This is a genomic window from Streptomyces olivoverticillatus (assembly GCF_014203555.1).
GTDB classification, from domain to species: Bacteria; Actinomycetota; Actinomycetes; order Streptomycetales; family Streptomycetaceae; genus Streptomyces; species Streptomyces olivoverticillatus.
In genome coordinates, this window is the sequence record NZ_JACHJH010000003.1 from 584,708 (window position 1) to 597,113 (window position 12,406).

Consider the following 12,406-nt stretch of genomic DNA (forward strand, 5'->3'; position numbering starts at 1 on the left):
GGAAGCCAGCATGCTCGAATTCGGTGTACTCGGCCCGCTCGTCGTCCGTTCCCGTGCGGAGTCGTACTCGGCACAGGGGCCTTTCCAGGCAACCCTCCTCATCTCCCTGCTCGTGGCCGACGGACGCCCCGTCCACGTCTGCGACCTCGTCCACGAACTCTGGGGCGGCGGCCACCCGGCACGCCCGGACAACGCCTTACAGGCGCACATCAGCCGGTTACGGCGGCGCCTTGAGCGGCTGGAGCCGCAGCGGCCCACGCCGCGCCTGATCACCCGGCCCAGCAGCTACCAACTGATCGTCGAACCTGGCGAACTCGACGGGCAGTTGTTCACCTCGGCGGTGGCGAGGCTGGAGGCGGAGGCGGCCACGCACCGTCCCCAGTGGACCGTCGCACGGCTGCGGGAGGCGCTCTCCCTGTGGCGCGGGCCGGTCTTCGGCGGCATCGTGGGCGGGCACATCTGCCAGAGCGCCGCCCAGACCTTCGACGAGGCCCGGCTGCGCGCGTACGCCCTGCTCTTCGACGCGGAACTCGCCCGCGGCAGGCACTCCGCGATCATCGCAGAGCTCAGGGCGCTGCTGACCTCGTACTCGCCCTTCCACGACCGGTTCTGCGAGCAGTTGATGACCGCCCTCTACCGTTCGGGCCGCCAGGCCGAGGCGCTGGAGACCTACCGGCAGACCTGCGAGCAGCTGGCACGCATCGCCGGCCGGCAGCCCTCCGAACGGCTGCGCATGTGCGAGCACATGGTCCTGGTGCAGGACCCGGCCCTCGGCGGGCCGCTCGCCGAGGCGGCGCTCGCGGTGCCGTAACCGACCGCAAAGCGAGGAGGCCGCGGCACAAGTGCCGCGGCCTCCTCGTGTGGTGCTGCGGAGAGGGCAGGATTCGAACCTGCGCGGGCAGAACCCGACCGGAACTGGCTTCCGGACCCCGTTGGGCCGCTTCGGGTACCTCTCCTCGGACCTCTCGGCCCGTTGACTCAATGATGCCCGGCGGATCCTGATCCGCCACTGACGGATTCCTGACCGAGGATCGCGCGTTCGACGTCACGCATCACCGGCGAGGGTTCCAGCCCCAGCTCCTGCGAGAAGGTGTGCTGGAGATCCCGGTAGACGGCGAGCGCCTCGGAGCGGCGGCCGGACCGGTAGAGCGCGATCATCAGCTGCTGCCAGAAGCGTTCGCGGAACGTCTGGTCCGTCAGCTGCTCCCGCAGCTCCGGGATGATCTGCGCATAGTTGCCGAGGCGCAGTTCGCTGTCGAAGAGCAGCTCGAGCGCGGCGATGCGCGACTCCTCCAGCCGGCAGATGGCGGCCTGGCACAAGGGGGTTCCCGCCATGCCGTACAGCGCCGGGCCGCGCCACAGGCGCAGCAGGGCGCGCAGCTCGCCGGCGGTCCGAGCCGGGTCGGCGTCCGCGTCGGCGTTGCGGATCCTTTCGAGCCCGGCGGTGAAGACGTCGGCGTCCAGCTCGCCCTCGGCCACGTCGAGCTGGTAGCCGGAGGGGTAGGTGACGAGCCGGGGCGTCTGCGCCTCGGGCTCCAGTGCGGCCAGCCGCTGTCGCAGCCTGCTGACGTGTGCCTGCAGGGCGTTCTCGACGTGCGCGGGGGGAGCCTCCCGCCAGAGCTCGTGGATGAGCGGGTCCGTGGGAACGAGGTTCCCGGCGTTCACGAGCAGTGCCATGAGGAGCTTGCGCTGCAGCAGCCCCCGCGGCCGTACCGCCCGGGTCGGTGTGAATATCTCAAGTGGCCCCAGAACTCGGAACGTCAGCACATGCCCTCCGAAACGGGTATGGGATCTCCGGGCCGGCCAGCGCCGTCCCAGTTGTTTGATCCTTACACGTACCGACTGACATGTTGCTGACGTGTCCCGTGTCCGCCCTCCCGGGTCCGGCTACCGGCGTGCCGCGGCCGCCAACCGCCGCATGTGGCGGGTGAGGTCGAGTGTGATGGGCAGGGCGTTGTCGTTGATGTAGAAGTGGTCGCCCTGGAACTCGGAGTTGCCGAGGTAGTCCGGGGTCCGGGGCAGCCAGGAGTCCATGGCACCGGCCTCCATCAGCTGGTCCGACCGCCCGCTGTAGGTGACGACCGGAATCCGCACCGCGGCGCCGTCGTCCACATAGCTGGCGACCACTTCGAGGTCGGCGCGCATGGCGGGGATCACGGTCGCGAGCGCCTGCGGGTCGTCCATGATCTCCTTCGGCACGGACCCCAGGCTGCGGATCCAGCCCAGGAGTTCGGGCTCCGGCATGCGCGCCTGCTCGGCGGTGACCACCAGGAAGCCCTCGGGCGCCCAGCCGGATGCGCCGATGAGCAGCGGCGTCTGCTCGCCGCGCTCTTGGAGCGCGAGCGTCAGCCGGTAGGCGAGCTGGGCGCCCATGCAGTGCCCGAAGAAGGCGTAGGGGCGCCCGTCGTGCTCGGCGACGAAGGCGTCGCACAGGGCCTCGACGAGCGGCTCCATCTCGGTGAAGCCGGCCTCCCCCAGCCGGTCCTGCCGCCCCGGCAGCTGCACCGTCTGGTGGGTGATGTCGGCGGGCAGCAGCGGGGGCCAGTCGCGGTAGATGGAGGCGCCGCTGCCCGCGTGCGGGAAGAGGAAGAGGCGCATGCCCGCCTCGGGGTCGGTGTCGGACGGCTGGAACCAGCGGCCGACGGCGTGGGGTGCGGAAGTGGTCACTTCGTCTCCTTCACAAGGGGGCGGAGGGCGGGCAGCAGCTCCTGGGCGATCTTCTTCAGCTGGGGGCCGGGGTGGAGGGAGCCGATGCGCAGCACGATGTGGCGGGCTCCGGCCTCCAGATAGCCGGCCAGCCACTGGGCGCACTCCTCGGCGCTGCCGTAGCCGTACGCCTGGATGGTCTCCATGGCCGCGAGCGGGCGGCCGTAGTAGCCCTGGACGTAGGTGTCGAGCTCGCGGCGGGCGCGGGACCGGTCGGGGTTGATGTTGACGGTGGCGTAGAGGCCCGGCGTGATCGCGTCCGGGCGGCGGCCGTGTTCCGCGGCGAGGTCCTCGATGCGGTGCCAGGCGGCCGCATACGCCTCGGCGCTCGGCAGGAACGGCAGCCACCCGTCGTAGTGCCGGGCCACCCGGGCCGTGACGGCGGGTGTGTCGCTGCCGGCCAGCCACAGCCGCGGGCCGCCGGGGCGGGCCGGCGGGGGCAGCCGGTCCAGGGCCTTCCACTGCCCGAGGCGGCCGTCGAAGTCGGCCGCGCCGGGTTCGTCCCGGCTGCGCCAGGCCTGCCGCCACAGTGCGACGGTGTCGTCGAGCCGGGCGGCCCGGCCCGCGAAGGGCACGCCGGCCGCGGCGAACTCCTCCTCGGTCTCCGGAATCGGGAAGCCCGCGCCGAGGCCGAGTTCGAGCCTGCCGTCACAGATCCGGTCCAGCGCGGCGATCATGTTGGCGCCGATGAGCGGCGGCCGGAGCGCGGCGGTGAGGGCGGCCGTGCCGAGGGTGAGGGAGGAGGTGGTCGCCGCCATGGCGGCGAGCACGATCAGCGGGTCCAGGCGGGGGCGGGCCAGCAGGGAGTCCCCGGTCCACAGCGAGTCGAAGCCGTACTCCTCCGCCTGGCGTGCGAAGGCCAGCAGCGGCTTGGTCGAGTAGTCCCCGGTCATGGCCATTTCCCGGGTCGGCAGCAGAACGCCGATCTCCGGCCGCCGGGTGCGGTCGTCGGTCATGTGCCCTTCCTCTGTCCGGCGGCGGGGGCGGACCCGCCGCGGTACGCCTCGCGCAGTTCGCGCCGGAGCAGCTTTCCGGAGGGGTTGCGCGGCACGGTGTCGGCGAAGACGTAGCGGGTGGGGATCTTGTAGTCGGCGACGCGGCCGGCGAGCGAGCGCATGAGGTCGCGCGGGGTCGCCTGCTGGCCGGGGCGCAGCACCACGCAAGCCTGTACGGCCTCGCCCCAGCGCTCGTCGGGCACGCCGATCACCGCGACGTCGGCGACGGCGGGATGCTCGCCGAGCGCCTTCTCCAGCTCCGCCGGGTAGATGTTCTGCCCGGCGACGATGATGGTGTCGTTGACGCGGTCGCGCAGGAAGAGGTAGCCGTTCTCGTCCAGGTAGCCCGCGTCCCCCATCAGCAGCCAGTCGCCGCGGACGAGTTCGGCGGTGGCGTCAGGGAGCCCCCAGTACTCCAGCATCCGGGAGGGGGTCCGTACGCAGACCTGGCCGGTCTGCCCGGCCGGCAGCTGCCGGCCCTCTTCGTCGACGATCTTCAGTTCGTTGCCCGGGCAGGCCCGGCCGGCGGACGCCAGGAGCGGGCTGCCGGGGACGTGGTCCGCCGGGGGCAGGCACGCGGCGACGCTGCCGGTCTCGGTGCTGGCGTAGATCTGGGCGAACTCGCAGCCCATGGTCTCCAGGCACTTCTCCAGCAGGGCGCCGGAGATGGGGGCGGCGCCGTAGGCCACCTTGCGCAGGGAGCGGAAGGTGTGGCGGCCCACCCCGGGTTCGGTGAGCATCATCTGCAGCATCGCGGGGGCGACGAAGGTGGTGGTGACGCCCAGTTCCTCGATCAGCCGCACCGCCTCCTCGCTGACGAAGATGCGCATGATGACGTTGGTGGCACCGGCGGTGAAGCTGTGCATGAACCAGCCCATGCCCGCGGTGTGGAAACCGGGGAAGGAGATGAGGCTGACGTCGTCGGGGCGCCAGTCGATCCAGCTCTCGCCGTGGCGCCGCATCTCCTCGGTGAACGCCAGGAAGGTGCGGTGCGCCAGGACGACCCCTTTGGGGAGGCCAGTGGTGCCGCTGGTGTAGAGCTGGATGACGGGGGTGTCGCGGTCGCCGCGCGGTGCGAGGTCTCGGTCGGGATAGCCGTCCTTCCATTTCACGAAGCCCGCGCCCGGCCCGTCGCCCGCGTCGAGCCGGACGAGCGTGCGCAGGCTGTCGAGGTCCGCGGCGACCCGCTCGGCCGTGGCCAGGAACTCGTCCTCGACGAAGAGGATGTCGGCGCCGGAGTCGCGCAGAATGTGGTCGACTTCGCCCGCGGTGAGCCGCCAGTTGACCGGTACCAGTACGCTCTCGCTCTTCGCGCAGGCCAGGGCGATGGTGTAGTAGTGCTCGGATTCCCGGCCGAGGTAGGCCACGCGGCTGCCGCGGACCACTCCCTGGGCGCACAGCGCGTGGGCGGCGCGGTTGCTCTCGCGGTGCAGGGTGGCGTACGTGGTGCGCCGCCCCTCGCAGTGGATGGCGACGTGGTCCGGCCGCTGTTCGGCGTGGAGCGCCGCGATGGTGGCGAGGGTGTGCTGCTGTGTGGTGTCCATGCTTCCTCCTTCCGGTGTGGCAACCGGGGTCGTTCAGGCCGGCTGTCCGGCCGTGAGCTGTGCGTCGATGTGGGCGGCGAGCTGTTCCGCGCAGGGGTGGTCGAAGGCCACCGAGGCGGGCAGCGGCAGGTGGAAGGCCCGCTCCAGGGCGTTCTTCAGTTCCATGGCGACCAGGGAGTCCAGTCCCAGCTGCGGGAAGGGGACGTCGGATTCGACGGACTCCGCGGATTCGAAGTGCAGGACGGTGGCGACGGTGGTACGGACGAACTCCTCGACGGCCGCGGCGCGTTCCTGAGGCGCTTGGGCCAGGAGTGCGTCGAGGTCGAACGCGGTGGTGTCCGGCCGTCCCGCGCCGGTCAGCCGCTCGTAGAGCGCGTTGGCCACCGGTTTGGCGGCGGTGAACCGGTCCCAGTCGCACTCCCCCGCGACGACCTGGGCCGCCGGGCCGTCGAGGAGGGTGGTCAGGGCCCGCATGCCGCGCCGCGGGGTGAAGAGCTTGATGCCCTGGCTCTGCCACGCGGCGAGCACCGGCTCGCCGAGCCTGGCGGACATGCCCACCTCGGACCAGGGTCCCCAGTTGATGCTCAGCCCCGGCAGCCCGTGGGCCGCCCTGCGCACCATGAGGTGGTCCAGGAAGGCGTTGGCGGCGGCGTAGTTGGCCTGCGTGGCGCCGCCCACCACGGAGGCGGCGGAGGAGTAGCCGACGAAGAACCGGAGCTCGGGCAGGTAGGCCGTCGCCTCGTGCAGCAGCCAGGTGCCGTACACCTTGGCCCGGAACACGGCGTCCAGGCTCTCCCAGTCGAGCTCGGACACCGGCATGTCGGCCAGGGCGCCGGCGGCGTGCACGATCCCGCCCACCGGCCGGCCGGCCGAGGTGAGCTCGGCGATGATCTGCCGGACGTCGCCCGGCTCGGATATGTCGCCCTGGTGAACGGTCACTTCTGCCTTGGTCCGCAGGCTCTCCAGCAGGTGGGCGGCGTCCGGCGGCGGCGTGGCGCTCCGGCCGACCAGCGCGATGTGCCGGGCGCCCAGGCCGACGAGGTGGTGGGCGGTGGTCAGGCCGAGTCCGCCGAGCCCGCCGGTGATCAGATAGGTGTGGGTGTCCGTGACGACGGGCGCTGCGGCATCCGCCGGTCCGGCCTCGCGGCCCGGTACGCCGGGCAGCAGCCGCCGTACGTGCCGGATCCCGTTGCGGAAGGCCACTTGGTATTCCCCGGCGTCGCGGCCGCGCCACTCGTCGGCCAGGCAGTCGAGGCCGCCGCCGGACGGCAGGTCGACCAGGGTCGTCCCGTAGGAGGGGTGCTCGTTGAGCAGCACGTGCCCGAAGCCCCACAGCGTCGCCGAAGCCTGCGGGTGCTCGGCGTGGGCCGGGTCGCCGGGGAGGGTCTGGGCGCCTTCGGTGACGAGCCACAGCCGCCGGCCGCGGCCGAACCCTGCGGCGGCGAGGCCGGACAGGAGGCCGAGCAGCTGCCGGTAGTTGCGCTCGCACTCGCCGCGCAGGGATGCGGCGCACAGCGGACCGGCGGCGGTGTCCCAGAACCAGCACAGGTCGGTGACGCTCTCTTCCCGCAGCCGTTCGAGGGCGGCTTCCGCGGTGGCCGCGAAGGTCAGGCTGGTGCCGGAGTCCGCCAGCCGGTCCGCGAGGGGGGCGAAGTCGGCCTCGGTCCGGCCCACCACGAGGACGTGGCGCCGGCCGGTCGCGGGCGGGCTCGCCAGGGGGTGTTCGAGCCATTGCGTGTGGGAGAAGAAGTCGCGACGCAGCCCGGCGGGGACGGGCGTGGGCCGCAGCCGCACTCCGAGGAGCTCGACGACCGGCCGGCCGTCGTCCAGGAGGACGACGTCGGCGGTGGTGCCGTCGCCGTCGGTGGGTGTGGCGTGGACGCTGATGACCGCCTTGAGGTGGGCGGCCCGCGGCTTCTTGAAGAAGCGCAGCTGCCGGATGCCGTGCGGCAGCAGCACGGGGCCGTCGGTGTCCAGGGCCGACAGGCAGCGCAGCGCGCTTTCGACGAGGGCGGGCGGCAGGTGCTCGGCGGCGGCCCCGTTCAGGCCGCGCAGGTCGCCGACGACGAGGCCGCTGCCGTAGGTTTCGATCCCGGTCACGCGCTGGTAGGCGGGCCCGGCGTCGAGGCCGCAGGACGCCAGGTCGGCGAGGATCTCCTCGCCGGTGCACACGTCGACGGGCAGGCCGGTCGGCCGGGGTATGTCCGGGGACGCAGTGGCGGGCTCCGCGAGGATCCGGGCGGTGGCGTGGCGGCGTTCGGCCGGTCCGTCGCCGCCGGTGGCGAGGCTGACCACTTCCATGACGGCGTCGCCGCCGGGGAGGGTGCGCAGCCGGGTGCGGAGGTCGACGGTGCCGTCCTCGGGGAGGGTCAGGGGCTCGTGCAGGGCGAGGTCCGCCACGGTGCGGTCGGTGGTCCCGTAGACGGCGTCCTGGAGTGCGAGGGCCAGCTCCAGGTAGCCGCCGAGGGGGAAGACCGCTTCTCCCAGGGCGGTGCTGCCGTCCAGGCAGGCGGGCTGCGCGGCGGAGATGCGGGCGGCGAACTCCCGGGTTCCGTCGGCCGTGGTGGCCTCGGTCTCCTCGCCCAGCAGCGGGTGGTGGGCTGCGGCGGTGGCGGCGGGGCCGCCGAGGCCGTGCCGGGGGCCGGTGAAGGGCAGCCAGTACTTCTTGTGGTCGAAGGCGTAGCCGGGCAGGGTGATCCTGCGGCGGTCGGCGCCTTGGTGGAGGCCGGACCAGGAGACGGGGAGCCCGGCGGTGTACAGCTGGGCCAGTGACCGCAGGGCGGTGTCGCCGTGCGGGTCGGTGCGGGCGGCGCTGGGCAGCCAGAGGTGTTCGCCGGCGGCCACGCACTGCTTGGCGAGCGGGGTGAGCGCCGCCGAGGGGCCGATCTCCACGAAGGCGTGCTTGCCGCGCCGTTCGATGGTGCGGACGCCGTCGGCGAAGTTCACCGGCTCGCCGATGTGCCGGACCCAGTACTCGGGCGTCGACAGCTCGCGCGGTGTGGCGATTTTGCCGGTGGTGTCGGAGACCAGAGTCACGGTGGGCTCGTGGAAGCGGATACCGGCCAGGGCCGTGCGGAACTCGTCGTACGTACCCGTCATCAGCGGCGAGTGGAAGGCGTGCGAGACGGGCAGGCGCTTGACGCGGATGCCGCGGTCGCGCAGCACCGCGACGACCTCTTCGAGCGCGGCCTCGCCGCCGGATACGACGCACTGCTCAGGGGAGTTGACGGCGGCGATCGCCAGGTCGGGGTGGTCGGCGCAGAGCGGGGCGACGTCCTCGGCCGGGGCGGCGACCGCCGCCATTCCGCCGGGTACGGACACCTCCTGCATCAGGCGCGCCCGGACGGAGACGAGGGTGACCGCGTCGTCGAGGGTGAACACGCCGGCGACCGCCGCGGCCGCGATCTCACCGATGCTGTGGCCGAGCAGGACGTTGGGGCGGATGCCCCACGAGATCCACAGTTTGGCGAGCGCGTACTCGTAGGTGAAGAGCGCGGGCTGGGTGTACAGGGTCTGGTCGATCGCCGCCGCGTCATCCCCGGCCGCATCGAGCAGCAGGGACCTGACCGACCGTCCGAGGCGGGGTGTGAACAGCCGATCGCACTCGTCGACGTGCGTGCGGAATTCCGGGTGGCGCAGGTACAGCTCCCGGCCCATGCCCGCGTACTGGGCGCCCTGCCCGGTGAAGAGGAACGCGACCTTGCGGATGTCGCGGGCGGTGGCGCGCTGCGGTTCCTTCTGTGCCAAGTGACGGTCGAGCAGCCCCACCAGGTCCTCGCGCGTGCGGACCACGCCCGCCACGCGCCGGGCGAAGTGGGAGCGGCCGACGTTGCCGGTGTGGCACAGGTCCGCGATGTCGGTGTCGGGGTGCTCGTCGAGGAAGCCGCGGTAGCGCTCCAGTTGGAGCCGCAGGGACCGCTTGGTCTTGGCGGAGAGCGTGAAGACGCTGCCGCGGTCGTCGGAGGCCGGTGCCCGGGTCGGGGCGGGTGCCTCTTCCAGGACGGCGGCCGCGATGCCGCCCGCGAAGCCGAAGCTGTTGACGAGCGCGCGCCGGGCCCCGGCGGGCTTCCAGGGGCAGCCATCGCGGGGGACGGTCACCGGGTAGCTGTCCCAGGGGATGCGCCCGGACGGGTTGGTGAAGTTCAGGTGCGGGAAGACGGCGCCGTCGCGCATCTGCAGGAGCGTCTTGATGACGCCCACGACGCCCGCCACCGGTTCCATGTGCCCGAGGTTCGTCTTGACGGACCCGACCACGACGGGATCCGCCTTGGTGTGAGACTCGGCGAAGACGTCGCTGATGGCGCCCATTTCGATGGGGTCGCCGAGCTGGGTGCCGGTGCCGTGCGCCTCGACGTACTGGATGTCGGCCGGCTCCAGCCGGGCGTTGGCCAGGGCGGTGCGCATCACCGCCTCCTGGGCCGAGCCGTTGGGCACGGTCAGCCCGGCGCTGTCGCCGTCCTGGCCCACGGCGGTGCCACGGACGAGGGCGAGGACGGTGTCCCCGTCCCGCTGTGCGTCGCCGAGCCGCTTGAGGACCAGGACGCCGCAGCCCTCGGACCGTACGTAGCCGTCGGCCGCGTCGTCGAAGGTCTTGCACTGCCCGTCCGGGGCCAGCATGTTGGCGTGCGAGAACATCACCAGGATGCGCGGGTGGTGAATGGCGTTGACGGCGCCGCACAGGGCGATGTCGCACTCCCCGTCGCGCAGCCCGCGGACAGCGAGGTGCAGTGCCGTCAAGGACGAGGCACAGGCCGTGTCCACGCTCAGGCTCGGACCCCGCCAGCCCAGGAAGTACGACAGCCGTCCCGAGAGGGGAAAGGCGGAGATGCCCGAGGCGAGGTGGCCGTCCAGCTCCTCGTAGGCCAGGCCGTCCAGCTCCAGCGCGTAGTCGATGGAACTGGTCCCCACGTAGACGCCGCCGTTTCCGTGCCGCAGCCGGGCCGGGTCGACGTTGGCGTGTTCCAGCGCCTGCCAGGTGGTTTCCAGCAGCATGCGCTGCTGGGGGTCCATGTACTGCGCTTCCTTGGGCGAGATGTTGAAGAACTGCGCGTCGAACCGGTCGATGTCGTCGAGGAATCCGCCGCCCGTGGTGTGGATCTTCCCCGGCTCGTCGTCGGACTGCGGGGTGAACCGCCGGGCGTCCCACCGGTCCTCGGGCAGGGGCACGATGCCGGAACGGCCTTCGCGCAGGAACGCGCCGAAGTCGTCGAGGGTGTCGTTGCCGCCGGGGAAGCGCAGGCCGACGCCGACGATGGCGATGGGCTCGTGCTTCTCCCGCAGCAGCTTCTCGATGGTCTCGTCGCGCTCGCGCCCGGTGTCCTCCTCGCCGAAGAGGTCGGCGAGGACGTCCTCGCGCAGGTGGGCGAGGAGCTGTCCCAGGGTGGGCCGGCTGAACAGGGCGTTGGCGCTGACGGGGCGGCCGAGCAGCTCCTCCAGGCGTTGTTTGATCTCGGTGATGCGCAAGGAGGTGAAGCCGAGGGTGAAGTAGCTGGTGTCCAGGGGGAGGTCTTCGGTCTCGGTCATCAGGAGGGTGGCCCGGAACTCCCCGGTGACCATCGCCTCCAGCGCCTCCCCGCGCTCGGCCCGCGCCAGCCCGCGCAGCCGCCGGACCGCCGGGGTCGGTTCATTCATCGCGCTCACCGTTTCCATGGGTTCGTATCGAGGTCCAGCTCATGCGGCGGCCACCACCAGTGCGGCGTTCTGGCCGCCGAATCCGGCCGAGTTGCTCACGGCGATCCGCGGCGTGACGGGTGACGGCTCGCGGGCCACCCGCAGGTCGATCTCCGGCTCCAGGGCGGTCAGGTTGGCGGTGGGCGGCACCACGCCCCGCTCGACGGCGAGCACGCTCAGGGCGGCCTCCACCGCGCCGCCGGCCCCGAAGAGGTGGCCGGTCACCCCCTTGGTGGAGGTGACCAGCGGTCCGTCCCCGAAGACCCGGCGGATCACCCGGGCTTCGACGAGGTCGTTGACGGGGGTGGAGGTGCCGTGCGCGTTGACGTGGCCGACCTCGTGGCCGCCGATTCCGGCGTCGTCGAGCGCCGCGCGCACGGCCCGCTCCAGGCCCCGGCCCTCCGGGTCGGGCGCGGTGACGTGGTGCGCGTCGGCCGAGGCGCCGTAGCCGGCCAGCAGGGCGCGGGGGCGCGCGCCGCGCGCCGTGGCGTCCTGCCGCCGCTCCAGGACCAGGACGGCCGCGCCCTCGCCCGCGACGAAGCCGTCGCGGTCCTTGTCGAAGGGGCGCGAGGCGCCCTTGGGGTCGTCCTGCCGCCGTGACAGGGCGCCCATCCGGGCGAAGCCGGCCATCACCAGCGGGGTGACCATGGCTTCGCTGCCCCCGGCGAGCACGACGTCGCAGCGGCCGTTGCGCAGCAGGTCGAGGGCGATGCCGAGGGCGTTGGCGCCCGAGGCGCAGGCGGTGGCCACCACCATGCTGGGGCCGGTCGCGCCGAACTCCATGGACAGCTGTCCGGCCAGCATGTTGGGCAGTTGCATGGGCAGCAGCAGCGCGGAGATGTACTGCGCGCCTTCGGCCAGCAGCACTTGGTGCTGTGCCTCCACCGTGCCGGGGCCGCCGTCCGCGCACCCCATCACCACCCCGACGCGCGCCCCGTCCCAGCCGGCCGGGGTCAGCCCGGCGTCCGCGACCGCCTCCCGGCCCGCGACGACGGCGAACTGCACGAACCGGTCGAGGCGCCGGGCGAGCCGCCCGCCCAGGAGGCGGGCCGCGTCGAAGCCGGGCACCCGGCACGAGATGCGCACCGGGTTCGCGGCCAGGGTGTCGTCGAGGGCGGCGGCAGGGGTGCCGGAGCAGATGCCCTCCCAGCTGCTCTCCACGCCGATCCCCGCCGGGGTGACCAGGCCGAGGCCGGTGACCACCACGTCGCTGCGGGGCATCAAGCGGCCCTGGCGGTGCGGTCCCCGATGAGGGAGGCGATCGCGTCGAGGCGCTGCAGCTCGGCGAGTTCGTCGTCGCTGACCCGGGCCTCGAACTGCTTCTCGATCACCAGGGAGAGTTCCACGAGGTCCAGCGAGTCGAGTTCGAGTTCGGTGAGGGTCGCCTCGGGGGCGACGAGGTCGGGGTCGGCCTGGAACGAGGTCACGAGGATCTCTTTGAGCTGGTCGAGCAGCATGGGGGTCTCCCTCGTTTTGTCGGTGCGTGTGCGG

8 protein-coding genes and 1 tRNA gene are annotated in these 12,406 nt (G+C 72.5%); 1 reads left to right on the forward strand and 8 read right to left on the reverse strand.

All coding sequences use genetic code 11. The features are described from left to right. Positions 1-10: 10 nt before the first annotated feature. A complete protein-coding gene (locus FHS39_RS13310) occupies positions 11-811 on the forward strand; it encodes an AfsR/SARP family transcriptional regulator (protein WP_184349528.1) in 801 nt (266 codons plus the stop codon). Positions 812-869: 58 nt separating this feature from the next. Here the strand turns inward: FHS39_RS13310 and FHS39_RS13315 are convergent. From FHS39_RS13315 to FHS39_RS13350, 8 genes are all read right to left on the reverse strand, one after another. Further along, a tRNA-Trp gene (locus FHS39_RS13315) sits at positions 870-956 on the reverse strand. Between the two features lie 22 nt (positions 957-978). After that, positions 979-1,677: an AfsR/SARP family transcriptional regulator gene (locus FHS39_RS13320; RefSeq protein ID WP_221462691.1), complete on the reverse strand. Its 699-nt coding sequence runs from the start codon at positions 1,675-1,677 to the stop codon at positions 979-981. A gap of 210 nt (positions 1,678-1,887) precedes the next feature. Next, positions 1,888-2,667 carry a thioesterase II family protein gene (locus FHS39_RS13325; RefSeq protein WP_343069556.1) on the reverse strand — a complete coding sequence of 260 codons (780 nt, stop codon included), beginning with the start codon at positions 2,665-2,667 and terminating at the stop codon, positions 1,888-1,890. Continuing rightward, the gene (locus FHS39_RS13330; protein ID WP_184349530.1) at positions 2,664-3,662 is read right to left on the reverse strand and encodes an LLM class flavin-dependent oxidoreductase; all 999 of its coding nucleotides are present in this window, start codon (positions 3,660-3,662) and stop codon (positions 2,664-2,666) included. Before FHS39_RS13330 ends, FHS39_RS13325 begins: the two co-directional genes overlap by 4 nt. Next, positions 3,659-5,245, reverse strand: a complete 1,587-nt coding sequence (locus tag FHS39_RS13335) for a fatty acid--CoA ligase (protein ID WP_184349531.1) — start codon at positions 5,243-5,245, stop codon at positions 3,659-3,661. Before FHS39_RS13335 ends, FHS39_RS13330 begins: the two co-directional genes overlap by 4 nt. A 33-nt stretch (positions 5,246-5,278) precedes the next feature. Further along, positions 5,279-10,876, reverse strand: coding sequence for a type I polyketide synthase (locus FHS39_RS13340; RefSeq protein ID WP_184349532.1), 5,598 nt, complete (start codon positions 10,874-10,876; stop codon positions 5,279-5,281). Positions 10,877-10,915: 39 nt separating this feature from the next. After that, a complete protein-coding gene (locus FHS39_RS13345; protein ID WP_184349533.1) occupies positions 10,916-12,136 on the reverse strand; it encodes a beta-ketoacyl-[acyl-carrier-protein] synthase family protein in 1,221 nt (406 codons plus the stop codon). Continuing rightward, positions 12,136-12,372 carry an acyl carrier protein gene (locus FHS39_RS13350; protein WP_246470181.1) on the reverse strand — a complete coding sequence of 79 codons (237 nt, stop codon included), beginning with the start codon at positions 12,370-12,372 and terminating at the stop codon, positions 12,136-12,138. The genes FHS39_RS13345 and FHS39_RS13350 overlap by 1 nt, the downstream gene beginning before the upstream one ends. Positions 12,373-12,406 lie beyond the last annotated feature (34 nt).